The sequence below is a fragment of the Plantibacter sp. CFBP 8775 genome (genome assembly GCF_014839505.1).
Lineage (GTDB): Bacteria > Actinomycetota > Actinomycetes > Actinomycetales > Microbacteriaceae > Plantibacter > Plantibacter auratus.
On the sequence record NZ_JACYNV010000002.1, the window covers coordinates 1,414,632 to 1,439,778 of the forward strand.

Annotated in this window: 22 protein-coding genes; 15 read left to right on the forward strand and 7 right to left on the reverse strand. The window is 71.3% G+C overall.

The window, feature by feature from the left end:
* Window positions 1-109 precede the first annotated feature (109 nt).
* The 10 genes from IFR14_RS19040 (at window position 110) to IFR14_RS19085 (ending at window position 10,569) form a co-directional block, all read left to right on the forward strand.
* Entirely contained in the window at window positions 110-805 is a 696-nt protein-coding gene (locus tag IFR14_RS19040) for an IclR family transcriptional regulator (RefSeq protein ID WP_342365748.1), read from the forward strand.
* Window positions 802-1,893, forward strand: coding sequence for an ABC transporter ATP-binding protein (locus tag IFR14_RS19045; RefSeq protein ID WP_137244126.1), 1,092 nt, complete (start codon window positions 802-804; stop codon window positions 1,891-1,893). Before IFR14_RS19040 ends, IFR14_RS19045 begins: the two co-directional genes overlap by 4 nt.
* A complete protein-coding gene (locus tag IFR14_RS19050) occupies window positions 1,890-2,540 on the forward strand; it encodes an ABC transporter permease (protein WP_162852302.1) in 651 nt (216 codons plus the stop codon). Before IFR14_RS19045 ends, IFR14_RS19050 begins: the two co-directional genes overlap by 4 nt.
* A complete protein-coding gene (locus IFR14_RS19055; RefSeq protein WP_191941958.1) occupies window positions 2,537-3,271 on the forward strand; it encodes an ABC transporter permease in 735 nt (244 codons plus the stop codon). The genes IFR14_RS19050 and IFR14_RS19055 overlap by 4 nt, the downstream gene beginning before the upstream one ends.
* A gap of 75 nt (window positions 3,272-3,346) precedes the next feature.
* On the forward strand, window positions 3,347-4,273 hold the full coding sequence (locus IFR14_RS19060) for an ABC transporter substrate-binding protein (protein ID WP_159876080.1): 927 nt from the start codon (window positions 3,347-3,349) through the stop codon (window positions 4,271-4,273).
* A gap of 132 nt (window positions 4,274-4,405) precedes the next feature.
* Window positions 4,406-6,067, forward strand: coding sequence for a urocanate hydratase (hutU, locus tag IFR14_RS19065; protein ID WP_191941959.1), 1,662 nt, complete (start codon window positions 4,406-4,408; stop codon window positions 6,065-6,067).
* Window positions 6,064-7,281, forward strand: coding sequence for an allantoate amidohydrolase (locus IFR14_RS19070; RefSeq protein WP_124767574.1), 1,218 nt, complete (start codon window positions 6,064-6,066; stop codon window positions 7,279-7,281). Before hutU ends, IFR14_RS19070 begins: the two co-directional genes overlap by 4 nt.
* A complete protein-coding gene (locus IFR14_RS19075) occupies window positions 7,278-8,747 on the forward strand; it encodes a formimidoylglutamate deiminase (RefSeq protein ID WP_342365749.1) in 1,470 nt (489 codons plus the stop codon). Before IFR14_RS19070 ends, IFR14_RS19075 begins: the two co-directional genes overlap by 4 nt.
* Entirely contained in the window at window positions 8,744-9,940 is a 1,197-nt protein-coding gene (gene hutI, locus IFR14_RS19080) for an imidazolonepropionase (protein ID WP_191941960.1), read from the forward strand. Before IFR14_RS19075 ends, hutI begins: the two co-directional genes overlap by 4 nt.
* Window positions 9,937-10,569, forward strand: a complete 633-nt coding sequence (locus IFR14_RS19085; RefSeq protein ID WP_191941961.1) for a HutD family protein — start codon at window positions 9,937-9,939, stop codon at window positions 10,567-10,569. Before hutI ends, IFR14_RS19085 begins: the two co-directional genes overlap by 4 nt.
* A gap of 301 nt (window positions 10,570-10,870) precedes the next feature.
* Here IFR14_RS19085 and IFR14_RS19090 read toward each other — a convergent pair whose 3' ends face one another.
* The 5 genes from IFR14_RS19090 to IFR14_RS19110 all read right to left on the reverse strand — a co-directional run bounded on the left by IFR14_RS19090 (window position 10,871) and on the right by IFR14_RS19110 (window position 17,962).
* Window positions 10,871-12,445 carry an ABC transporter substrate-binding protein gene (locus IFR14_RS19090; RefSeq protein ID WP_191941962.1) on the reverse strand — a complete coding sequence of 525 codons (1,575 nt, stop codon included), beginning with the start codon at window positions 12,443-12,445 and terminating at the stop codon, window positions 10,871-10,873.
* Window positions 12,442-13,668, reverse strand: coding sequence for an FAD-dependent oxidoreductase (locus IFR14_RS19095; protein WP_191941963.1), 1,227 nt, complete (start codon window positions 13,666-13,668; stop codon window positions 12,442-12,444). The genes IFR14_RS19090 and IFR14_RS19095 overlap by 4 nt, the downstream gene beginning before the upstream one ends.
* Window positions 13,665-14,957, reverse strand: a complete 1,293-nt coding sequence (locus IFR14_RS19100) for an FAD-dependent oxidoreductase (protein ID WP_191941964.1) — start codon at window positions 14,955-14,957, stop codon at window positions 13,665-13,667. The genes IFR14_RS19095 and IFR14_RS19100 overlap by 4 nt, the downstream gene beginning before the upstream one ends.
* A gap of 171 nt (window positions 14,958-15,128) precedes the next feature.
* On the reverse strand, window positions 15,129-16,484 hold the full coding sequence (gdhA, locus tag IFR14_RS19105; RefSeq protein ID WP_191941965.1) for an NADP-specific glutamate dehydrogenase: 1,356 nt from the start codon (window positions 16,482-16,484) through the stop codon (window positions 15,129-15,131).
* 188 nt (window positions 16,485-16,672) lie between these two features.
* On the reverse strand, window positions 16,673-17,962 hold the full coding sequence (locus IFR14_RS19110) for an MFS transporter (RefSeq protein ID WP_446728101.1): 1,290 nt from the start codon (window positions 17,960-17,962) through the stop codon (window positions 16,673-16,675).
* 93 nt (window positions 17,963-18,055) lie between these two features.
* On the opposite strand from IFR14_RS19110, the gene IFR14_RS19115 reads away from it, so the two are divergent.
* A complete protein-coding gene (locus tag IFR14_RS19115) occupies window positions 18,056-18,724 on the forward strand; it encodes a GntR family transcriptional regulator (RefSeq protein ID WP_064296886.1) in 669 nt (222 codons plus the stop codon).
* 120 nt (window positions 18,725-18,844) lie between these two features.
* On the opposite strand, the gene pheA is transcribed toward IFR14_RS19115, so the two are convergent.
* A complete protein-coding gene (gene pheA / locus IFR14_RS19120) occupies window positions 18,845-19,807 on the reverse strand; it encodes a prephenate dehydratase (protein WP_086475276.1) in 963 nt (320 codons plus the stop codon).
* 289 nt (window positions 19,808-20,096) lie between these two features.
* On the opposite strand from pheA, the gene IFR14_RS19125 reads away from it, so the two are divergent.
* The 4 genes from IFR14_RS19125 (at window position 20,097) to pgm (ending at window position 24,124) form a co-directional block, all read left to right on the forward strand.
* A complete protein-coding gene (locus tag IFR14_RS19125; protein ID WP_191941966.1) occupies window positions 20,097-21,665 on the forward strand; it encodes an alpha/beta hydrolase in 1,569 nt (522 codons plus the stop codon).
* A 125-nt stretch (window positions 21,666-21,790) separates the two neighbouring features.
* Window positions 21,791-22,033: a ribbon-helix-helix protein, CopG family gene (locus IFR14_RS19130; protein WP_191941967.1), complete on the forward strand. Its 243-nt coding sequence runs from the start codon at window positions 21,791-21,793 to the stop codon at window positions 22,031-22,033.
* The gene (locus IFR14_RS19135) at window positions 22,030-22,476 is read left to right on the forward strand and encodes a type II toxin-antitoxin system VapC family toxin (protein WP_159876102.1); all 447 of its coding nucleotides are present in this window, start codon (window positions 22,030-22,032) and stop codon (window positions 22,474-22,476) included. Before IFR14_RS19130 ends, IFR14_RS19135 begins: the two co-directional genes overlap by 4 nt.
* A gap of 28 nt (window positions 22,477-22,504) precedes the next feature.
* Window positions 22,505-24,124 (forward strand): phosphoglucomutase (alpha-D-glucose-1,6-bisphosphate-dependent), encoded by a 1,620-nt coding sequence (gene pgm / locus IFR14_RS19140; RefSeq protein ID WP_079706448.1) that lies wholly within the window; start codon window positions 22,505-22,507, stop codon window positions 24,122-24,124.
* Window positions 24,125-24,280: 156 nt separating this feature from the next.
* On the opposite strand, the gene IFR14_RS19145 is transcribed toward pgm, so the two are convergent.
* A complete protein-coding gene (locus tag IFR14_RS19145) occupies window positions 24,281-25,132 on the reverse strand; it encodes a M15 family metallopeptidase (RefSeq protein WP_229939707.1) in 852 nt (283 codons plus the stop codon).
* Window positions 25,133-25,147: the final 15 nt, after the last annotated feature.

The following is a 25,147-nucleotide window of genomic DNA, read 5'->3' on the forward strand; positions in this document are numbered from 1 at the left end:
TTCGAGTTTTACCTGACGGAAACATTCGAGGCGGTTCGCTGAAACGGCGGAGCCATAGCGTGGTGGCTCGACAGAGAGGGATCTGATGGCTGAATCATCGACTCGAACCGTGGAGCGTGCACTCTCGCTCCTCGCCGTGGTGTGCGACCGCGGCCGCACGACCCTCGCCGAGAGCGCGCGACTCGTCGACCTCTCGCCGAGCACCGCCCTCCGGCTCCTCCGCACCCTGGAGTCCACGGGCTTCGTCCGGAAGGACGCCGACGGCAGCTACCGACCCGGCAGCCGCGTCGTCCAGCTCGGCACGCAGGCACTCAGCAACGAGTCGCTCGTCGGCTTCTGCCACACGGAGATGCTCGACCTCGTCGAACGCACCGGCGAGTCCGCCTACCTGAGCGTCGAGGGTCACGCGTCCACCGCGCTCTACCTCGCGATCACCGAGGGCACCCACTCCGTCCGTCACGCGAGCTGGGTCGGTCGCACGATCCCCCTCGACGGGTCGGCCGCGGGTGCCGCACTCTCCGGGCGGACCCCCACCGCCGGTTACGTCACGGTCGAGCGGGGCGTCGAGTCTGACGTCACCGCGATCGCCGCTCCCGTGCGCTCGGGAGCACGGATCGTCGCGGCCCTGAGCCTCGTCATCCCGAGCTACCGGATGACCGACGACCTCATCGCCTCCTACGGCGAGCTCCTCGTCGCCGCCACGGACCGGCTCTCCAGCGGGCTCGCCTCGTACACCGGCCCCACCGACAACACACCCGCGACCGTCCCCGACGACGCCGCGGACCTCCTGGAGGGACGCGCATGATCCGCTTCACGAACGTCAAGAAGGCCTACCCGGACGGCACGGTCGCCGTCCACGACCTCTCCTTCGAGGTGCCGACCGGATCCCTCACGGTGCTCGTCGGCCCGTCCGGCTGCGGCAAGACCACCTCGCTCCGGATGATCAACCGCCTCATCGATCCGACCTCGGGGTCGATCCTGCTCGACGACGTCGAGACCCAGTCGCTCGACCGCGTCACCCTCCGTCGTCGGATCGGCTACGTCATCCAGAACGCCGGTCTCTTCCCGCACCGCACCGTCGTCGACAACGTCGCAGCGCTCCCCCGTCTGCTCGGCGGCTCGCGTCGGGAGACGCGCACCGCGGCCCTCGAGCTGCTGGAGCGCGTCGGTCTCGACGAGAAGTTCGCGAAGAAGTACCCGTGGCAGCTGTCCGGCGGTCAGCAGCAACGCGTCGGCGTCGCCCGCGCCCTCGCGACGAACCCGCCGTTCCTCCTCATGGACGAGCCCTTCAGTGCGGTCGACCCGATCGTCCGGACGCAGCTCCAGGACGAGTTCCTGCGCCTGCAGGCCGACATCTCGAAGACGATCGTGATGGTCACCCACGACATCGACGAGGCACTCAAGCTCGGCGACCAGGTCGCGGTCCTGCGCGAGGGCGGTCTCCTCGCGCAGATCGCGCCGCCGGTCGACCTCCTGACCCGCCCCCACGACGCGTTCGTCGCCGACTTCGTGGGTGAGGCCCGCGGCTACCGTGCACTCGGCTTCCTCGGGCTCGACCACGACGACGCCCTCCACCGTGAGCCCGTCGCCCGGCTCGGCGACACCGCCGTGACCGGTGTGCACGCGAGCGGCTGGGTGGTGGTCACGGACGACGAACGCCGTCCCCTCGGCTGGTTCGACACCGCAGCCGGTCACGGCTCCGTCTCGACCGACACCATCAGCGGCCACGGCCTGTTCGTGCCGCGCACGGCGTCGCTCCGCATCGCGCTCAACGCCGCGCTCGCGCACCCGAGTCGACGCGTCGGGCTCCTCGACGACGACGGCCGGCTCACCGGCACCATCGCCGCCAGCGAACTGCTCGAGCGTCCCGCCCCCGAGCGGAGCCTCCGATGACGATCGACTGGATCTGGGAGAACCTCCCGCTCATCGGCGACCTCACGCTCAACCACCTCTGGTTGACGCTCACCCCGACGGTGCTCGGCCTCCTGGTCGCCCTCCCGTTCGGCTGGTGGGCACACCGCTCGCGTCGCGGCCGACCGTTCATCGTCGGTACCGCCGGGCTGCTGTACACGATCCCGTCGCTCGCGCTGTTCATCATCCTGCCGACGATCCTCGGCACGAAGATCCTCGACCCGATCAACATCGTCATCGCACTGACCGTCTACACGGTGTCACTCCTCGTCCGCGTCGTCTCCGACGGACTCTCCTCGGTGCCGGTGGACGCGGTGCAGGCGGCCGAGGCCATGGGCTACCGGTCCTGGCAGCGGCTCGTGCTGGTGGAACTGCCCGTCGCCGTCCCGGTGATCGCCGCCGGCCTGCGCGTCGCGGTCGTCTCCAACGTCAGCATCGTGACGATGGCCGCCCTGCTCGGCATCCCGCAACTCGGGACACTGTTCACGCAGGGCTTCCAGCTCCGCCTCTTCGTGCCGCTCGTCACCGGCATCCTGCTCTGCGTCGTCCTCGCCGTGATCCTCGACCTGATCATCGTCCGGCTCGGCTCGCTCGCGACGCCCTGGCGTGATCGGACGGTGGCAGCATGAGCGTCATCGACTGGCTGACCGACCCCGCCAACTGGACCGGCCCCGACGGCATCCCCTCGCAGATGGGCTACCACCTGCTGTACACGGGTATCGCGCTCGTCATCGCCGCAGCGATCGCCGTGCCGCTCGGCGTCCTCGTCGGCTACACCGGCAAGGGCGAGCGCCTCGTCGCCGGATCGGCCAACGCGCTCCGCGCCCTGCCGACCCTCGGCCTCCTCATCCTGCTGTTCCTCCTCATCTCGCCGGTGGTCCCCGGGCAGCTCGTCTACGTCATCCCGACGATCGTCGTCCTCGTGCTCCTCGCCGTCCCGCCCATCCTGACCGGGACGTACACGGGCATCCAGAGCGCCGATCCCGACGCGGTGGGTGCCGCCCGTGGCATGGGCTACACGAAGCTGCAGATCCTCTGGCACGTCCAGCTCCCCTGCGCCCTCCCCCTGCTGCTGTCCGGCATCCGCTCGTCCACCCTCCAGGTCGTCTCGACCGCGACGGTCGCCGCCTACCTCGGCCTGCAGGGGCTCGGCCGGTACATCATCGACGGCCGCGCCCAGGCCGACTTCTTCCAGATGGCCGGCGGCGCGATCCTCGTCGCCGCCCTCGCCTTCGCGCTGGAGATCGCCTTCACCCTCCTCGGCACCCTCATCGTCTCCCCCGGTCTACGGCGCACCAGCCGCAGACGGCGGACGGCGGCCCCGACCACCGTCACCGGGGCGATCCCCCGGCCGGCCTGAGCCGCACCCGCACCGCACGACCACCTCCGCACGACCGCACCACCGATCCGTCCATCTCACCGAATCGAGGTCCTCATGCCCTTCCCCACCTTCCCCCGTCGACTCGCGGCCATCGCCGCGACCACCGCAGCCGCCGCTCTCGTCCTCACCGGCTGCGGCGGCCAGGACGCCCTCAGCAGCGACGGTGCGTCCGGCTCCTCCGGCGACGCCGTCATCATCGGCTCAGCCGACTTCACCGAGAGCCAGCTCATCGCCACCATCTACTCCCAGGCACTGCAAGCCGAGGGCGTCAAGGTGAAGGAGCAGTTCAACATCGGCAGCCGCGAGGTCTACATGGCCGCGCTGCAGGACGGCTCCATCGACCTCCTCCCCGAGTACTCGGGCGCACTGCTCAAGTACCTCGACTCCGAGTCGAAGGCCAGCACGAGCGAGGACGTCGTCGCGGAACTCGGCGACAAGCTCCCGAAGGGTGTCAGCATGCTCGACATCTCGCCCGCGGAGGACAAGGACGTGCTCGCCGTCACCCAGGAGACGGCCGACAAGTACGACCTCAAGACGATCTCCGACCTCGTGCCGTACATGTCCGAGCTCAGCCTCGGAGGCCCGCCGGAGTGGAAGACGCGCGTCAACGGCGTCGTCGGCCTCGAGCAGGTCTACGGTCTCACCTTCAAGGAGTTCGTCAGCCTCGACGCCGGCGGACCGCTCACGATGACCGCGCTCACGAGCGGCCAGGTGCAGGTCGGCGACATCTTCAGCACCGACCCGGGCCTCACCGCGAACAAGCTCGTCGCCCTCGAAGACGACAAGTCGCTCTTCGCGGCCGAGAACATCGTCCCCGTCATCAGCACGAGCAAGCTCGACGACACGATCTCGAAGACGCTCGACAAGGTCTCCGCGGCCCTCACCACTGAGGACCTCATCGAGATGAACGGCAAGGCGTCCGACGGCACGAGCCTGAAGAGCATCGCCGAGGAGTGGCTGAAGGACGCCGACCTCGGCTAGCAGCACCCTTCGACGGGCTCAGAGGCCGAGAAGCAGCTCCGGGCCGAGAACCGGCTCAGGGCCGGCGACCCGCCCCTGAGCCCGTCGGAACAGCACCACCACCACCGCACCGCAGACGTAAAGGACCAGCGCATGCCGACCACCACCCGGACCATCCGTGCCGCTCGCGGCACCACCCTCACCGCCAAGAGCTGGCAGACCGAGGGCCCGCTCCGGATGCTCATGAACAACCTCGACCCCGAGGTCGCCGAGCACCCCGAGGACCTCGTCGTCTACGGCGGCACCGGGAAGGCCGCGCGCAACTGGGAGGCGTACGACGCGATCGTCCGCACGCTCGAAGGACTGGAGGCCGACGAGACCCTGCTCGTGCAGTCCGGCAAGCCCGTCGGCGTCTTCCGCACGCACGAGTGGGCACCGCGCGTGCTCATCGCGAACTCCAACCTCGTCGGCGACTGGGCGACGTGGCCCGAGTTCCGCAAGCTCGAGGCCGAGGGTCTCACCATGTACGGGCAGATGACCGCCGGCTCGTGGATCTACATCGGCACGCAGGGCATCCTCCAGGGGACCTACGAGACCTTCGCCGCCATCGCCGACAAGCGGTTCGGTGGCAGCCTCGCCGGGACGCTGACCCTCACGGGCGGCGCCGGCGGCATGGGCGGGGCACAGCCGCTCGCCGTGACGCTCAACGAGGGCGTCGTGCTCATCGTCGACGTCGACCCGAGCCGACTGGAGCGACGCGTCGAGCACCGCTACCTCGACGAGATGACGGACGACCTCGACGACGCCGTCGGACGCGTGCTCGCCGCCAAGGCCGAACGGCGCCCGCTGTCGGTCGGTCTCGTCGGCAACGCCGCGACCGTCTTCCCCGAACTGCTGCGGCGCGGTGTCGCCATCGACATCGTCACCGACCAGACGAGCGCTCACGACCCGCTCGGCTACCTGCCCGAGGACACGGCGCTCGCCGACTGGCAGACCGAGGCGGCGGCCGACCCGGTCGACTTCACGCGCCGCTCGCGACTCGCCATGGCGAAGCAGGTGCAGGCGATGGTCGACTTCCAGGACGCCGGCGCCGAGGTCTTCGACTACGGCAACTCCATCCGCGCCGAGGCGAAACTCGGCGGTTGCGAGCGCGCCTTCGACTTCCCCGGCTTCGTGCCCGCCTACATCCGGCCGCTCTTCGCCGAGGGCAAGGGCCCGTTCCGCTGGGCGGCCCTGTCCGGCGACCCGGCGGACATCGCCGCGACCGACCGCGCCATCCTCGAACTGTTCCCCGAGGACGAGAAGCTGCGCCGCTGGATCACCTCGGCCGGCGAGAAGATCGCCTTCGAGGGGCTGCCCGCCCGAATCTGCTGGCTCGGCTACCAGGAGCGCCACCTCGCCGGCTTGAAGTTCAACGAGATGGTCGCCTCGGGTGAACTGAGCGCGCCCGTCGTCATCGGCCGCGACCACCTCGACTCCGGTTCCGTCGCCTCGCCGTACCGCGAGACGGAGGCCATGGCCGACGGCTCCGACGCGATCGCCGACTGGCCGCTGCTCAACGCCCTGCTCAACACGGCGTCCGGCGCGACCTGGGTGTCGATCCACCACGGCGGCGGGGTCGGCATCGGCCGGTCCATCCACGCCGGTCAGGTGATCGTCGCCGACGGGACGCCGCTCGCCGCCGAGAAGATCGCGCGCGTGCTCGTCAACGACCCGGGCACCGGCGTCATGCGTCACGTCGACGCCGGCTATGAGCGGGCGGCCGAGGTCGCCCGCGAACGCGGCCTGCGGGTGCCGATGTGGGAGGGCGAGTGACCGACGGCCTGATCGCCCACGGTCGGCTCGCCGGGCTCGACGAGATCGCCGGCGTCGGCGTCGATCCGGCACGCGGCGGGTACTCCCGGCACGTCTGGACGCCGGCCGAGTCGGAGCTGCGCGAGTGGTTCACGGCTCGCGCCGCCCGACTCGGGCTCGACGTCGAGACGGACCGGAACGGCAACCTGTGGGCGTGGTGGGGCGCGCGTGGGCCCGACGCGGTCGTCACCGGCAGCCACCTCGACTCCGTCCCGGGCGGCGGCGCCTTCGACGGGCCGCTCGGCGTCGTCTCAGCGCTGGACGCCGTCGCGCGTCTGCAGGCCACCGGGTTCCAACCGTCGCGTCCCGTCGCCGTCGTGGTGTTCGCCGAGGAGGAGGGGTCCCGGTTCGGGGTCGCCTGCCTCGGATCCCGGCTCCTGTCCGGTGCGATCACCGCGGACGCCGCCCGAGCGCTGACGGACGCCGACGGGGTCACCGTGGCGGAGGCCGCAGCGGCCGCCGGGCTCGCTCCCGAGCACCTCGGCCGCGACGACGAGGCGCTCGGCCGCATCGGACTCTTCATCGAGTTGCACGTGGAACAGGGTCGCGGCCTCATCGACCTCGGCTCGCCCACCGCCGTCGCCTCGTCGATCCTCGCCCACGGCCGCTGGCGACTCCGCGTGAGCGGTCAGGGGAACCACGCCGGCGCGACCGGCATGCGCGAGCGTCGTGATCCCGTGGTCGCCGCGGCACGGGCCGTCATCGCGGTCGAGCAGGCCGCCCTCGCGACGGACGACGCCCGCGCCACCGTCGGCCGCATGCGCATCGTGCCGGGCGGCACCAACGTCATCGCCTCCGAGGTCGACGCCTGGGTGGACGCGCGCGCGGCCACCGATGCCGGCACGCGCGCCCTCGTCGCGGACATCGAGAGCCGGGTGCAAGAGGCCGTCGCCGGTTCCGGCTGTACAGCGGAGCTGGTCGAGGAGTCGTGGTCGGGCGTCGTCGAGTTCGACCCAGAGCTCGCCGCGCGGCTGGCGGGCACGCTCGGCGGGGTCCCCCTGCTGCCGACGGGTGCCGGTCACGACGCCGGTGTCCTGAACGGAGCCGTGCCGACGGCGATGGTCTTCGTGCGGAACCCGACGGGCGTCTCGCACTCGCCGGAGGAGTTCGCCGAGGCGGACGACTGCGTCGCCGGTGTCGAGGCGCTCGAGACCCTGCTCCGGAGCGTCCTGTGACGGTCGCGAGCGTCGACGCCGGCGCGGCAGACGTGCGGGGTCCCATCTGGGCCGCGACGGCGATCATCGACGGTCGCCCGACCGGCCGCGTGCGCTTTACAGCCGACGACTCCGGACGGATCACCGCCGTCGAGCGGGGCGTCGAGCCGGAAGCGGGCGACCGACGCCTCGGAACGGTCGTCCCCGGCATGGGGAACGCCCACTCCCACGCGTTCCACCGTCTGCTCCGCGGACGCACCCACGCCGACGGCGGTGACTTCTGGCAGTGGCGCGAGGCGATGTACGCGGCGGCCGCGAGCCTCGACCCGGACCACTACGGCCGGGTCGCTCGCGCCGTGTTCGGCGAGATGCTCGTCTGCGGCTGGACGGCGGTCGGCGAGTTCCACTACGTGCACCACCAGGCCGACGGCACCCCGTACGCGACCGCCCACGCGATGGAACTGGCGGTCGCCGAAGCCGCCGCCGACGTCGGCATCCGGCTCACCCTCCTCGACACGGCCTACCTCGCGAGCGGCCTCGGGTCCGCCGGGGGTCCCGCCGCTCCGCTGCTCACCGAACAGCTCGCGTTCGGCGACGGCGACGCGTCCGGCTGGCTCGCCCGCTGGCATCGACTGCGCGACGCGCTCTCCGGCTCGGTCGGCGCCACCGGGCTCGTCACGCTCGGTGCCGCGCTGCACTCCGTGCGCGCCGTGCCCGTCGATGCCATGCGCACGATCCTCGCCGGCCTGCCCGACGACGTCCCGCTGCACGTACACCTGTCGGAGCAACCGCAGGAGAACGTCGACACGCTCGCGAAGACGGGCAGGACGCCGACGGGCGTGCTCGCCGCGCTCGGTGCGCTCGCCCCACGCATCAGCCTCGTCCACGCGACGCACCTGACCGACGCGGACGTCACGGCGATCGGGCGGTCCGGCGCGACCGTCGTGATGTGCCCGACGACCGAGGCCGACCTCGGTGACGGCATCGGACCGGCCCGCCGCCTCGCGGACGCGGGTGCCCGGATCGCCGTCGGCTCCGACCAGAACGCCGTGGTCGACCCGCTGCTCGAACTGCGTGGACTCGAAGCCGGTGAGCGGCTCGCCTCCGGCAGACGCGGCCGGTTCTCGCCCGCCGAGCTCCTCGCGGCGGGCACCGACAACGGGTACCGTTCGCTCGGACTCGGGCGGCACACGCTGGATGTCGGCGACCCGCTCGACCTCGTCGAGGTGTCGACGTCGAGCCTCCGCACGACCGGCATGGACCCGGCACAACTCGCCCTCGTCGCGACCGCGTCCGACGTCGTGCGGGTCGTCGTCGGCGGGCGGCTCGTCGTGGAGCGAGGTCGGCTGCTCGCGACGTCACGGGAGTCGACACCGGAAGAGCTCCTCGCGGTGGCGCTCGCCGAGCTGGCAGCATCGACGGATACGCCCCGGACAGCCACCTCGTCCCCGACACCTGATCACCCCTCGCAGGAGATGCAGCCATGACCAGCGAACTCATCACCGGCATCGCCGAGCTCACGACCAACGCCGGCTCCGGGCCGGGCGACGTCGACGGCAACCGGATCACCGATGCGGCGCTCGTCATCGAAGACGGCCGGATCGCGTGGCTCGGCGCAGCGGGCGACGCGCCCGACGCCGACGCGCGGACCGACGTGGGCGGGCGCGCCGTGCTGCCGGGTTGGGTCGACACGCACACCCATCTCGTGTTCGCGGGCGACCGCTCGGCGGAGTTCGAGGCGCGCATGGCCGGCGGCCGGTACGCGGCGGGCGGGATCGCGACGACCGTGGCGGCCACTCGAGCCGCCTCGGAGGAGCAGCTCGTCGCGGGTGCGCGGCGGTTGCGGGCGGAGGCGCTCGCGCAGGGGACGACGTTCCTCGAGGCGAAGACGGGATACGCGCTCGATGTGGAGGGCGAGGCACGATCCGCTCGCGCGGCGGCCGAGGTCGCCGACGTCGTCACCTTCCTCGGGGCCCATCTCGTGCCGGCCGGTGTCGACCGCCGCGACTACCTCGACCTCGTGACCGGACCGATGCTCGCGGCGGTGGCTCCGTTCGCGTCCTACGTCGACGCGTTCTGCGAGGTCGGCGCCTTCGACGTCGAGGAGTCGCGCGAGGTGCTGCTCGCCGGTCGCGCCGCAGGGCTGGGTGTCCGGGTGCACGGGAACCAGCTCGGCGAGAGTGGCGGAGTGCGCCTCGCGGTCGAGTTGGAGGCGGCGAGCGTCGACCACTGCAACCACCTCTCGGACGCCGACGTCGACCTCCTGGCGGGTTCGTCGACGGTCGCGACCCTGCTCCCGGCCTGCGACCTGTCGACGCGCGAGCCGTTCCCGCCGGCGCGCGCGCTCATCGACGCCGGTGCTTCGATCGCCCTCGCGACCAACTGCAACCCGGGCACCTCGTACACGACGTCGATGGCGTACTGCGTGGCGACCGCCGTGCTGCAGATGCGGCTGACGATCGCCGAAGCGGTGTGGGCGGCGACGCGGGGGGCCGGGGTGGCGGTCGGTCGCGAGCACGGGGCCGACGCCGTCGGATCGCTCCGCGTGGGTGGTCTCGCGGACCTTCAAGTGCTCGACGCCCCCTCCGTCTCACATCTCGCCTACCGGCCGGGCGTGCCGTTGACGGTCGGCGTCCGGCAGCGCGGCGAGCGCGTCACGGCAGGGACGACGCAGCGGTGAGCGACGCAGCGGAGGGTCGTGCACTCGTGCTGCTGCCGGCCGACCGGCATCGGAGCTACCGCTGGCGGAACGGGCTGGGGACCGCGACGGAGATCGCCGTCGAGGCGGTCGGGCTTCGGACCGATGGTGGGCGCGGCGATGGTGAGGGTGACGCGCCGGCCGCTCCGGGGTGGACGCTGAGCATCGCGACGGTCGAGTCGGACGTCGCCTTCTCGTCGTTCCCCGGCGTCGACCGTCAGCTGATGGCGTTGTCGGCGGGCGGACTCGGACTCGTGATCGACGGTGAGCCGGTCGAGTTGGACCGGTGGCAGGTCGCCGCCTTCGACGGGGCCTCGGCGGTGTCGTCGCGGGGCGTGGTCGGGCCGACGCTCGATCTCAACCTGATGGTGTCGCGGGACCGGTTCCGTGGATCGCTCGAGGTCGGCGTCGTCGACGGGTCGAGGCTCGTCACCACGCCGCCGGGAGCCACCACATTCGTCGTGTTCCTCGATGGACTGCTGTCGGCGACGGGGCCAGGTCTCGGCCCTGGTGCCCTCCGACGGCACGACACCCTCCGACTCGAGGCCGGCACCCTGTCCCTGACCGGCGACGCCACGATCGCGCTCGCTCAGGTCCTCTCCCACCTGTGATGGGTGCCAGCGCGGTGCGCTGACGCGAGCGCGCTCCGCAGCCGCGAGCGCGGGTCTCCGGAGAGGCGCGCTCACGTCACAGACCCGCGCCCACGCCGACTCGGCAGGTCTCGCGCCGGCGCACCGCGCTGACCTGAGACCTCCCCACCGGGTGCCGGCGCGGTGCGCCCACGCGAATGACGCACACCCGGTGTGAGCGCTCCCCGCGCACGCGAGCGCGGGGCTCCGGAGAGGCGCGCTCACGTCACAGACCCGCGCCCACGTCAGCGCACCGCGCTGACGCACTCCCCAGCGGCGACGGCTACTTCGTGCGGTCGAGGACCGCGAAGCGGAAGGTGTAGGTGGCGTCGAGCGTGTCCTCGAGGCCCGTCACGTTCTTCTGCGCGAGGACCGTCTCGGTGCCCTGGAGGAGCGGGATGATCGGAGCCGCGGTCGCGGTCAGCGATTGGATCTGCTCGATCGCCGCGATGCGCGCCGCCGGGTCGGTCGCCGTCGCCTCGGTGTCGATGAGCGCGTCGACGGCCGGGTCCGAGTACCCGTTGGCGACGGACGCCCCGGTCGTCGAGTACGCCGAACGCAGGAAGTTGTCGGGATCCGGGTAGTCCGGGAAGAACCCGAGCTGGTACGCCGGGTAACCCGACTCCGGATTCAGCTCCTTCACGTAGCTCGTCCACTCCGTCGACTGCAGGTCGACGGTGAACAGGCCGGACTCCTCCAGCTGCGACTTGATGAGCGCGTACTCCTGGTCGGAGTCGGGGCCGTAGTGGTCGCTCGTGTACTGGATCGGCAGGGCGACCGGGGTGCTGACGCCCGCGGCCGCGAGGATCGCCGCGGCCTTCGCCGGGTCCGGTGCGTCACCGTACGCGGTCTGGAATGCGGGCGTCGCACCCGTCTGGCCGTCGAGCACGACCGAGTACGCCGGCGCGTAGGTGCCCTTGTAGACCTGGTCGGCGATCTCCTCACGATCGACGAGCGACGCGACCGCCTGCCGGATGGCGAGCTTCTGTGCGTCGTTCGCGCCCGGCTGGGTGTTCAGGTTGAACGTGAGGAACCGCACTGAACCGCCCGGCCCCTCCACGACCTGCAGGTCGGAGTCGCTCCTGAGGTCGGCGACGTCCGTCGCGGTCAGCGAGCGGTAGGCGATGTCGACGTCGCCCTTCTCCAGGTCGAGCCGCAGGTTCGACGCCGTCGTGTACGGCTTGAGCACGACGTGCTGCGTCTTCGCGCGGGTCCCGGAGTAGCGCGAGTTCGCCTCGAGGGAGAGCAGCCCGCCCGCCTGGTAGCTGTCGACGGCGTAGGGGCCGGAGCCGATCACGTCGTCGTCGCTCAGCAGCTCGTCCGCCGGGAAGACCTCTTCGTCGACGATCGGCCCGGCCATGCTCGTGAGCACGTAGGGCCAGGTCTGGTCGTTCGGGACCGTGAGGTGGAAGACCACCTGGTTGCCGTCTCCCTCCTCGACGCTGTCGAGGTTCGCGAGCAGCGGCGAGGGGCCGTTGTCGGCGGCGATCTCACGGACACGGGTGAAGGAATAGACGACGTCCTCGGCCGTGAGCGCGTGGCCGTTGGAGAAGGTCAGCCCCTCCTTGACGGTGCAGACGTAGGTGGTCTCGTCGGTGAAGTCGCACGATTCCGCCGCGTCGGGGGCGGGGACGACGTCGCCCTCGTCGTAGCTGAGGAGGTGCTGGTAGATCTGGTTCTGCGGCGTGAAGGATCCGCGATCCCAGGCACCGGCCGGGTCGAGCGAGACGATCTGATCGGTCGTGCCGATGACGAGCGCGGTGGTCGTGGTGGTGCCGCCCTGGGCCGTGCACCCGGTGAGGGCGGCGACGACACCGAGGCCGATGGCGACCGTGGCGAATCTGGCGGATCGGTTCATGGAGCGGTTCCTTCGGGTGACTGCGGGGGTGCTGATGCTGATGGCGCGACGGGTACCGCGTGCGCGGCGAGCGCGAACTTCGGGTGCGGTTCGGCTCCGTCGACGAGATCGGCGATGAGGCGTCCCAGTACCGGGCCGAACTTGAACCCGTGACCGGAGAATCCCGTCGTGACGATGATGCTGTCGATCCGGTCGATCACGAAATCCTCGCTGGGGCTCAGATCGTAGAGGCAGCTGATGGTATGGGGTGCGGACGCGTCGACGCCGGGCACCCACTCGGCGACGTAGGCGGTGAGCCGCGCGAGTTCCTCGGGTTCGGCGAGGCCGTCGCGTTCGTCGGGGTGGACGTGGACGGCACCGCCGTGCAGCCCGACCTTGACCCCCTCGCCCGGCGTCAGCAGCCCGTACACACTCGACCCCTCGGCGGGGTAGTGGACGAAACTCGGCCAGGCGTCGGCGCCCAGCTCGCTCGGGAAGTGGGCAGGCTGGACCTGCGTCACGACGATCTCGGGCAGCGGACGGCCGACGCTGCGAGCGAGGGCGCCGACGAGGTCGGGCGTCCAGGAGCCGGCCGCGACGACCACGTGGTCCGCGACGACGTCGCCCAGCTCGGTGCGGACGACGGCGCCGCCGACACCGGCGGTCGGATCGGTCGACTCAGTCGGATCGACGCCCGCCACCCGCAGGCCGAAGCGCAGGGTCGCTCCGGCCACCTCGGCGAGGTCGAGCAGGGCCTCGATCGCCTCGGCGGAGTACAGTCGCCCGCCGGTCGCGTGGTGGAGGACCTCGCGGTCGAACCGCAGTCCGGGCCAGCGGTCGCTCGCCTGCTCCGGGGTGAGGCGCTCCGACGCGATCCCACCCCGGGTCATCGCCGCCTCGATCGCCGCGAGCATCTCGGGGCGGCCGTGGTCGAGCGCACCGGTGAGGTCGAGCAGCGTCCGCCCGCTCGCCGATTCGAGCGCCCGCCAAGCCGCGAGCGCCTCGGAGGTCAGGGCGACGTAGTCGTCGGCGTCGTAACCCTGACGGAAGATGCGGGTCGCGCCGTGGGAGGAGCCGTGCTCGTGACCGCGCGGGTACCGCTCGAGCAGCAGGACGTCGCGGCCCTGCTCGGCCAGCGAGCGTGCAGCCGCCGCACCGACGATCCCGGCGCCGATGACCACGACCTCGGCGCGCGCCGGCAGCGCGGTCGGCGTCGCGTCCGCTGCCGGACCCGGCGCGGTCATCGGCCCGACTCTGCAGGCAGGCCCGACTCCGTCGTCACGCGCGTCGCTGCGGTGGCGCGCGCGTCGACCGCCCGACGAGCCGGCATCGCGGCGGCCACGGCGGCCTCGTCGGCGAACGGACGGGACGGGAATCGACCGGGCGCGTACCGTGACGCGTCGACGAAGGGGCTCTCACCCGTGACCATCAGTTCGGCGAGCATCCGACCGAGTCCGGGGCCGTGCGTGACGCCGGACTCGTTGTCGCCGGCCACGACGTACAGCCCGTCCAGCTCCGGTACGGGCCCCGCGATGAAGCGGCGGTCCGCGGTGTACGACACGATCCCCTGCACGGCTTCGGCGTCGTCGACGACGGGCGCGGCGGCCGGGATGAGCTCGGAGATGATCGGCGACAGGTGCTCCCGCATCGCATCGACGAGGTCGGGGCGGTCCGGGCGACGGTCCGCCGGGCTGTCGTGCACCGCGAGCGCCTCGTAGCCGACGCCGTTGCCGTACGTGAGACCACCGAGGTGTTCCCGGATCCACAGTCCGTCGAGTTCCGGGATCATGAGGGTCGGCACCTCGCCGAGGCCGAACGGGGCGGTGGTCAGGCGGCTCGCGATCACGCGTGCGAACGGCAGCACGCGGTCCGTGGCGGCGAGGAGTTCGTTCGTCCAGGACCCGGCGGCGAGGACGACCTCGTCGCCGAGGACGCGCTCGCCGGCCGCGGTCAGCACGCCGACGGCTCGGCCACCCTCGGCGAGGAAGTCGACGACGGGCGTGTGCTCGAGGATCTCGACGCCCTCGGCCCGGGCGAGCGCCGCGAGCGCGAGTCCGGCGTCGGGCGCGCTGATCTGGATGCCGTCGGGATGGATGAACGCCCCGACGATGACCTCGGGGTCGAGACCCGGAACGAGCTCGGCGGTCTCGACGGCGGTCAGCAGCCGGGCGTCCTCGGGACGGAGCGGGTGCTCGGCGAACGGCAGCAGGTGGTCGAGCACGGCCTGTTCGGTGAGGGCGAGCCACACGTTGCCCGTGTTCCGCAGCCCGATGTCGTATCCGGACGCGTCGAGCCCGCGGTAGAAGTCGAGGCCCGCCTGCTCGAGGGCGAGTTCCGACTCGTCCCAGTACCAGGCGTAGCCCGCCGCCCAGAGGCCGACGAAGCCCGCTCCCGCGGCGGTCGTCGCTCCGGCGGCGGTGCCCGACTCGAGCACCGTCACCCGGCGCCCGGCGCGGGCGAGGTGGACGGCGGTCGCCAGGCCGAACAGGCCGGCACCGACGATGACGGTGGTTGCGGGGCGTGGGTCGGTCACCCTTCGAGGCTAGTCACTCACCGTCCAGGAGCCGACCACCCCGTCGCAATCCGACACCCGCCGCGTCCCTCGCCGGCGGATTCCGCGTCCCCGACTCAGGAGGTGCGCGGCGCGCCGGGCCCGTCAGCGGTCGACGCGCCGGAGCACTCCTGAGTCGGGGACAAGGCGGGACTAGATGACGCCCTGGGCGAGCATCGCGTCCGCGACCTTCACGAACGCGGCGGTGTTCGCCCCGACGACGTAGTCGCCCGGCCGGCCGTACCGTTCGGCGGCCTCATAAGCGGCGCGGTGCACGCCGTGCATGATGCCGCGCAGTTTCACCTCGCTGTCGTCGAAGGACCACCGCTGCCGGGCCGCGTTCTGGCTCATCTCGAGCGCCGAGGTCGCCACGCCACCGGCGTTCGCCGCCTTCCCCGGGCCGAAGAGGACGCCGGCCTGCTGGAACACCCGCACGGCCTCGGGCGTCGACGGCATGTTCGCGCCCTCCGCGACCGCGATGACGCCGTGCTTCACGAGGGCGATCGCGTCGCGTTCGTGCAGCTCGTTCTGCGTCGCACTCGGCAGCGCGATCTCCCCCGGGACGTCCCAGACGCTACCGTCGGCGACGAAGTGGGCGCCCTGACGGCGGGCTGCGTACTCGGAGATCCGGCCGCGGTCGACCTCCTTGATCTGCTTGAGGAGCTCGAGGTCGATGCCGGCGTCGTCGACCACGTACCCCGAGGAGTCCGATGCGGTGACGGCGGTGCCACCGAGCTGGTGGACCTTCTCGATCGCGTACGTCGCGACGTTCCCGGAGCCCGACACGATGACGCGCTTGCCCTCGACCCCGCGGCCGTCGACGGCGAGCATCTCGTCCACGAAGAACACCGTCCCGTACCCGGTCGCCTCGGTGCGCACCTCGGCGCCGCCCCAGCCGACGCCCTTGCCGGTGAACATGCCCGACTCGTGCCGGTTGGTGATCTTCCGGTACTGACCGAAGAGGAAGCCGATCTCGCGCGCGCCGACGCCGATGTCGCCGGCCGGGACGTCGGTGTGCTCGCCGAGGTGGCGGTAGAGCTCGTTCATGAAGCTCTGGCAGAAGCGCATGATCTCGGCGTCCGACCGCCCGTGCGGGTCGAAGTCGCTCCCGCCCTTCGCGCCGCCGATGCCCTGCGCGGTGAGGGCGTTCTTGAAGATCTGCTCGAACCCGAGGAATTTCACGATCGACAGGTTCACGCTCGGGTGGAAGCGCAGCCCGCCCTTGTACGGGCCGAGCGCCGAGTTGAACTGGACGCGGAATCCGCGGTTCACCTGCACCCGGTTGCGGTCGTCGGTCCACGGCACGCGGAAGACGACCTGCCGCTCGGGTTCGACGAGACGTTCGAGGATGCCCGCCTCGAGGTACTCGGGGTGTTCGTCGAGCGCCGGGCGGATGGACTCGAGGACTTCGAGGAGCGCCTGGTGGAACTCGGGTTCGCCCGCGTTGCGCCGCAGGGCGGCCTCCGCGACGGCGTGGACGGGGTCGGTGGACGTGGTGGTGCCGGTCACTGTGGTGCTTTCTGATCGGCCGACCAGGCGTCTCCGGCTGTCGCTCGACGGTGGTCGGAGGCAGTGGAGCGCGACTCGCCGGCGGGGAGGTACACGGGCCGTCGTGGGGCCTCGGCAAGCCTGGCAGCCGCGATAGATATCCGTCAAACGTCGACTAGACGAGCCGACCGGTCCGGTGGGACGACGACCTAGAGGTGGTCGTGCTCCGCGGCCTCGCTCGGGATGATCGGGATCGCGAGGGCAGGGAGCACGGCGACCGCGAGGAAGGCGAGCGGATAGCCGACCAGCCCGATGAGCGCACCGACCGCCGGGCCGACGACGGACGCGGCGATGAACTGGCCGGTGTTCTGCGCTCCCAGCGCCCGCCCGGCCCAGGTGGGGCCGGCCATCTCCGCGACCGAGGTGAAGGCGAGCCCGTTGTCGGCGACCGTCACGGCACTGGCGACGACGAGCGCGACGGCGACCGCCACCGGCCACTGCAGCAGCCCGACACCGGCGAGGAGCAACATGACGACGACCGCCGACACCGCCACCCAGCGCAGCGGTCGCACCCGGCTGCCGACGCGGTCGCTCAACACCCCGACGCCGATCCGGCCGATCGCTCCGACGAACTGCGCCACGCCGACGAGCACGCCCGCCGCGAGTGCGTTCCAGCCCTGATCGGTGACGAGCCACACCAGAGCGAAGGTCGTGAGGGTGAACTGCGGCACCACGAGCAGGATCGACACGGCGTGGATGCGCCAGAGGAAGCCGTCGCCTCGGTAGGGGTTGCGGGGTCGCGCGGCCACGGGGTTCGGCGTCGTCTCCGTCGGGACCGGCTTCGGCACGACGATCCGTGGCGGATTCCGGAGTCCGACGGTGCAGGCCACGGCGAGGACACCCGTCGCGACGAGCGAGATCACGAGGGCGGCGGAGATGCCCGACGCCGCCGCCACGGACGGCACCGTCACCGCGGCCGCCGTGACGCCGAGCGGCTGTGACATCTGGCGGATCCCCATCGCGAGGCCGCGGCGGTCCTTCGGGAACCAGCCGACGACGATCCGGCCGCTCGCCGAGTTCGTGCTCGCGGAGGCGGCACCACCGAGGAGGAGCAGGATGCCGAGTGGACCATAGCCGAGCGAGGGGATGAGGCCGTCCGCGGCGATCGCCCCGGCAGCGGCCAACGCGGTGAGGGCGAGGCCGCCGGCGATGACGATGCGCTCGCCGACACGGTCGGCCAGCCAGCCCCAGGCGATGAGCGTCAGCACCATGCCGAGCGTGGGGGCAGCGGCCAGGACGCCGGCCTCGGCGAGCGACATGCCCCGCTCGGCGTGCAGGAGCGGGATGAGGAACGCCGGGGTGCTGACGAAAAGAGTGCCGGCGGTCTGCGCGGCGACGCCGAGCCCGAGGACGGTCCAGGCCCGACCGGCGTTCGGCATCGGTGGGCGCGCGCCGCGAGCGGTCGCCGGGGCCACGGGGGCTGGTGTCGATCCGGTCATCGTGCCGCTTCCTGCGCTGGGCGTCTCCCACTGCTAGCATGACGGTACACCATTTTGGTATACCAATCGCCACCGGCCGGATCGGGAACACGGATGAGCACTCCGACGCAGACCACGCAGCTGTACGAGCGCCTCCGCGGGGCGATCCTGACCCTCGACCTCGCGCCCGGGCAGCCGCTCACCGAGCGGGGGCTCGAGCAACGCTTCGCGGCGTCACGGACACCCGTACGCGCCGCACTCACCCGGCTCGAGGCCGAGGGACTGGCGCGTCGGGACGGCCGCGGCTGGATCGTCGCGCCCATCGACCTCGAAGAGATCGGCCTCATCGCCGAGGTCCGTGAGGCGCTCGAGACCGCCGGCGTCCGGCTCGCCGCCGAACGCGCGACCGAAGCGCAGCTCGCCGCGATCCGCACCCTGCTCGACGAACCCCGCCCCGACGACGAGCACACGGTGCTCCGTGTCGGCGGCGACTTCCACGAGGAGCTCGCGGCACTGTCCGCGAACCACCTGCTCGCCGAAGGGGTGCGCGGCGCGATGGTCCGGCTCGCCCGTACCCGCTGGCTCGAGGTGCGGACGCCCGAGGCCCGAGAGCAGGCCGCCACGGAGCACCGCGCCATCCTCGACGCGGTCGCGGCGCGCGACCCCGAGCGCGCGGCGGACCTCGTCGCGCGCCACATCCGCGGGACGAACGAGCGGCTCATCGCCTCGCTCACGGCCGACCAGCGGCGCCTCCGCGGTCACGGTGTCGACATCGTCAGCTGAGGCAGCATTGACGCGCGGTCGGCGTCCACAACTCCTGCACCCCGCCGCGAATCCCGCTGACACGCCGTCCCCGAGCTCGGACACGAACCGACAGCCGGAGTTCTGCGCGAGCGTGACAGCTCAGTCGTCGAGCGGCTCCGCCGAGAGCAGCCCGCGCAACCAGTCACGGGCCTCGATGAACACCTCGTCGTTGTAGCGCGAGTGGTAGTCGACGGCGGTGCGGTCGGCACTCGGGTACGAGCCCAGGAAGATCACGTTCGGGCTGAAGCGTCGGAGCCCCAGCAGGGCGTCGGCCATCCGCTCGTCCTCGATGTGTCCGAGGGCGTCGATCACGAAGCGGTAGCGGCCGAGCGCGTCGCCGATGGGCCGGGACTCGATGAGACTCAGGTTCACGCCTCGCGTGGAGAACTGCTCGAGCATGCCGAGCAGCGAGCCGGACTCGTCGTTCGGCAGCTCGACGATGAGGCTCGTCTTGTCGGCGCCCGTCCTGGCCGGGATCTCCCGTGAGCGACTGACGACGACGAAGCGGGTCACGGCGTTCGGGTTGTCGCCGATGTTCTCCGCGAGTACGTCGAGGTCGTAGTGGTTCACGATGCCGGGCGGGGCGACCGCGGCGTCGGCGGTGGAGGTGCCGTCGAGGAGCGAGGCCGCGGCGGCGACGTTGCTCGACGCCGGGATGTGTCCGTGCGAGGGCAGCTTGGCGTCGAGCCAGAGGTGGCACTGCCCGTAGGCGACGGGGTGCGCGTTCACGACCGAGACGTCCTCGAGGCGGGTTCCGGGGCGGGCGACGAGCACGAAGTTCACCGGCACGAGCACCTCGCCGACGATGCGGAGACCGGGCATCGTGGCGAGTGCATCCTGCGCCACGGACACCCCTCCGTCGACCGAGTTCTCGATGGCGATGACCGCGGCTGTGCTGCGGCCCTCGAGGACGTCGCCGAGCGCCTCGCCGACGTTCGACACGGGCTTCCAGATCTGGCCCCTGGCCTCCTCGACCTGGCCGAGCGCCACCTCGGTGAACGTCCCGCTCGGACCGAGGAAACTGTAGCTCCGGAGGGCGTCGTCGGCGGGTGCGGCTGGCATGCCTCCGAGCGTACCGTGTGGTTCGCGACACGCCCTTGGACGACCGTTGACTCCCATCCAGGTCACATTCGGGTGATTTCCAGGAAGATCGGGTCATTTCGGCCCCGATACCCCCCGTTTTGAGCTATTCAAATCACGCCACTACCCGCCACAATGGATACAAGGGTGTATTGAGCGCTGCCGCTCGTCTCGGGAAGCGAGTTCACGGCCGTTCGTCTCCCCGATCTCGATGCGTGATCCATGTCGCGCGAGGCTCCACCCGACGGGCTGAGACAGGAACAGGAGTGACGTGACGAGTGTCTTCACCGACGCCGCCCCGCGGTCCACTCCCCGACTGAACCTGGCGAGCGGCAGCGAGGCCGCGTTCAGCCTCGGCTCCTCCTGGAGCCTCCCGTCGTTGTCGCTGCCGACCTGGGTGCACCGGCCGATCTCGGCGGCCCGCGCGACCCTCGTCAAGTCGCTCGTCATGACCGTCGCGATCGCCGCGATCCTGGCCGGCGTGGTCACGGTGACGCAGACCTCGACCGCCGGTGCGTCCGCGATCTCCGCCGCCGACTTCGCACCGGCGGCCTCCTCCGTCCCGACGATGACGGCCGCCGCCTTCACCACCGCCTACGCCGGGGATCTCGCCGCGGCGGCGACGACCCTCACGACGATGTCCTCATCGCAGGTCGCGCAGCTGTGGACCGAGCTCGCTCCTGGATACCGCGCACTGCTCATCACCGGTTACCCGGCGGTCATCGGCAACCTCGAGGGTGTCGCCTACACGGACCGGGCGACGGCCAACGTCTCCCGGCTCGCCGGCCTCCTCGCCGACACCGAGGCGAGCTACCGCTCGCTGACGGTGAGCAGCGACCAGGTCGACGGGCAGGCGGACTCGGCGGCCCTCGCCACGACCCTGTCGCGCCTGGACGCGATCAAGCTGCTCGCCGACCGGTACGCACCGGACGCGATCGCCGCCCGCCTCCAGCCCGAGTACCTGATCACGTTGCAGGCGGGCGGCTCCGGACCCCCGCGGGTCGCGGTCGCCGTCGGAGACGTGGACACCGCCGCCTACGTCACGGTGCTCGTCCCCGGGATGAACAGCAGCGCCCTCGAACTCGACGACTACCTGCGCGGGGCGAAGCGCATCCAGACCGCCGCAGCCGACAGTGCGGTCATCCTCTGGATCGGCGGACACAGCCCGAGCGCACTCGAGGTGCCGTCGAACGACCGGGCCATCGAGGGGGCTCCCCTGCTCGCCGGGGTGCTCGCCGGATACGACGCCGTCCGTTCCGCTCACGGCGTCGTCTCCCGGTTGAGCGTCGTGGCGCACTCCTACGGCACGGCGACGGCCTCACTCGCGTTGGCGTCCGGCGACTATCACGTCGACGACTTCGTCATGCTCGGTTCGGCCGGCATCCCGACGGAGATCGGGATCGACGATCTGCACGTCCCGGCCGGCCGCGTCTACGCCTCCCAAGCGAGCGCCGACACCCTCGCCGGTCTCGGCCAGCTCCTGTCCGGTCGAGCCGACCCCGCGACGAGCTCCTGGGGCGCGACCACCTTCGGCTCGGACGGGCTGACGCTCGGCGACGGCGACCACCTCGGCGCCGTCGAGGGACACAACGCGGTCGGGTCGAGCAACGCCGACGACCGGGGCAAGTACCTCGGGCCGGCCACCGAGAGCCTCTACGCCATCCAGCGCATCGTCACGGGTCAGGCCTACGCGGTCGCCGACCTGACGACGCCCGGATCGTCCCACCAGCGCACCTCCGTGCCGGACGCCGCGGGCGCCGGCGCGGGCGCATCCACGACGAGCGCCTCCGCGACCGCCTCCGCTTCCGCCTCGGCCGCGGCGCTCCTCGCCACGCGCTAGTCGACGGCCCTCCACTGGCACCCGGAGCAGCGACCGCTCCACAGATCTGTGTCGGCCCGCCCCTGCGCCGAGGGAACCGGGTAGCGTCGTTGACATACCGACATACGCCTTCGTAGGCTCGGCTCATGCGAACGACCATCCGACTCGCCGACGAGTTCTACGAGGCCGTCCGCGAGCACGCCTCGCAGGAGGGGAAGACCGTGACCGCCTACATCGAAGAGGCCCTGCGCGCGAAGCTGGCCGCAGCGGCCGCACCGCCCGAGCGGGAGCCCTACAAGGTCGTGCCGTACGGCCAGGGAGGACCCCGCCCAGGAATCGACCTCACGAACAACGCGCAACTCGAGGACATCATGGACGGTTTCGGGTGAAGGTGGTCGACACCAACGTCCTCATCGGCGCGTTCCGACCCGATTCACAACACCACCGCACGCTCGCAACCTGGTTGGAAGATGCCGTCCGATCGAGAGAGCCCCTGGGCGTCAGCGAAGCCGTGCTCGCGGGGTACATCCGGATCGTGACCCAGCGTCGGATCTTCGTCGATCCCACTCCGATCTCCGTCGCGCTCGAGCAGATGCAGCGACTCCGCGACGAGCCCGGCGTTCAGGTCGTCCGCCCTGGCCCGTCGTTCTGGACGGTCTTCACCTCGCTCTGTGCAGCGGTCGAGGCCCAAGGCAACCTCGTCTCGGACGCGGCCCACGCCGCACTCGCGATCGAACACCGGGCCACCTTCGTCACGCTCGATCGCGACTTCGCGCGCTTCCCCGACCTCCGCTGGGAATCGCCACTCGCCACGGGTCAAGCGCCTTCCTGACATCGGTCGTTCCTGCCAGACTGGTGCGATGAACGATCGCGCAGGTACCCCCGCCACCGAAGCAGATCTGATCGACGTCCCGTCGCTCATCGACGCGTACTACACGCTGAAGCCGGACGTCTCGATCCCCGAGCAGCGGGTGGTGTTCGGCACCTCCGGCCACCGCGGCTCCTCGCTGAACACCGCGTTCAACCAGGACCACATCGCCGCCACCACGCAGGCGATCGTCGAGTACCGCGCGAGCCAGGGGATCACCGGGCCGCTCTTCATCGGCTCCGACACCCACGCGCTCAGCGGGCCGGCGCAGACGACGGCCCTCGAGGTCCTGGTCGCCAACGGTGTGCGCGTCCTGGTCGACGAGTTCGACGACTTCGTGCCGACCCCGGCGCTCAGCCACGCGATCCTCAAGTACAACGCCGAGGGCAACGGCGACCAGGCGGACGGCATCGTCGTCACGCCCAGCCACAACCCGCCGGCCGACGGCGGCTTCAAGTACAACCCCCCGCACGGCGGACCTGCCGACTCCGACGCGACCTCCTGGATCGCGAACCGCGCCAACGAGCTCATCGCCGGTGGGCTGCACGACGTCAAGATGGCGGAACCGTCTGCCGTCGAGACGTACGACTTCCGCGGCAACTACGTCGACGACCTGAAGCACATCATCAACCTCGACGCCATCAAGCGCAGCGGGATCCGCATCGGTGCCGACCCCCTCGGCGGTGCGAGCGTCCACTACTGGCAGGCGATCGCCGACCGCTACGAGATCGACCTCACCGTCGTGAACCCGCACGTCGACCCGGCCTGGGCGTTCATGACGCTCGACTGGGACGGCAAGATCCGCATGGACCCGTCGTCGCCCTCCGCCATGGCGGCACTCGTCGCACGACGCGACGAGTTCGACCTCCTCACCGGCAATGACGCCGACGCGGACCGCCACGGCATCGTCACGCCCGACGCCGGGCTCATGAACCCCAACCATTACCTCGCCGTCGCGATCGACTACCTCTACGCGAACCGGCCGGGTTGGCGCGAGGACGCAGCCGTGGGCAAGACCCTCGTGTCATCGTCGGTCGTCGACCGCGTGGCCGAATCCCTCGGACGCCGCCTCTGGGAGGTCCCGGTCGGCTTCAAGTGGTTCGTTCCCGGTCTCGTCGACGGCTCGGTCGGCTTCGGTGGCGAGGAGAGCGCCGGCGCGAGCTTCCTCCGCTTCGACGGCTCGGTGTGGACCACCGACAAGGACGGCATCCTCCTCTGCCTGCTCGCCGCCGAGATCCTCGCCGTGACGGGCAAGACCCCTTCGGTGCTCTACCGGGAGCTGACCGAGCGCTTCGGCGACCCCGTGTACGAGCGCGTCGACGCCGCCGCCTCGAAGGAACAGAAGGCGCGGCTCGGCAAGCTCGACGGCGACGCCATCACGGCGACCGAGCTCGCCGGCGACCCGATCGTCGCGAAGCTCAGTCACGCGCCGGGCAACGACGCGGCCATCGGCGGCGTCAAGGTCGTGACCGAGCACGCGTGGTTCGCCGCTCGTCCGTCCGGCACCGAGGACGTCTACAAGATCTACGCCGAGTCGTTCAAGGGCGCGGAGCACCTCAAGCTCGTCCAGGCGGAGGCGAAGCAGATCGTCGACGCCGCCCTCGGCGCCTAGGCAGCCGACGCCTCGACGGGCTCGGTGAGCGGACACACGCTCGCCGAGCCCGTCGCCTGCATCCGAGCCCGTCGCCTGCATCCGGGCCTGTCGAGGGACGTGCCGACCCCCGGTCCCTGAGCCCACTCCGCCCCGGTCCCTGAGCCTGTCGAAGGGCTAGTTCAGGTACCCGGGAGCCGCCGGGAGTCCGAAGAACTCCTCGAGCGTCGTCACGCCCGTGTTGTGCATCTCGGTCGCGAGCGGCACGCCGATGTAGCGGTAGTGCCATGGCTCGAACGAGAAGCCGGTGACGTCGACCTTGTCGGCCGGGTACCGCAGGAGGAACCCGAAGCGGTAGGCGTTCGCGGCGAGCCACTGCCCCTCCGCCGTGTCGCCGAAGCAGGTGTTGAGCGAGCAGTTGCCGCTCTCGGCACCGATGTCCATCGTCCAGCCGGTCTGGTGCTCGCTGTAGCCGGGGCGCGCCGTCGTCGAGTCGTCGGGTTCACTGTTGTACACCGACACCTGGCTCGAGTAGCTGCGGTACGCGCTGTTCGAGGCGAGCGACAGGCCGGCCTCGGCGGAGGCGGTGTCGAACAGCTGCACGATCGCGGCGGCGGCCTCGGCACGCAACAGCGGGTCCCACGTGTGGGCGACGGGGACGGACACGAGGTCCGGTGGTGTGTAGTCGACCGGGTTCAGCGGCCGGGTCTTGTTGACGACCACCCACGGGCTCAGCGGGTCGTCGATCGAGTAGGCGGCCTTGTCGAACGCCGGCGGGGCGGGGGGCGCGACCGGAACCGTCTCCGTCGGCGTCGGGGTGGGGGTCGGCGTCGGGGTGACGGACGGGGTCGCGCTCGGCGTCTTCGTGGCGGCGGCCGGGGTGGGCGTGGCGCCGCCGGCGATGTTCACGACGAGCACCACGAGCAGGATCGCGAGCGCGGCGGCCAGGACGCTCAACGCGATCACGCGGTTGCGTCGGACGCGCCGCGAAACCGGGCGTCGATGGGAGGGCTGGTGGGCTGCGGTCACACGTCGAGCCTAACC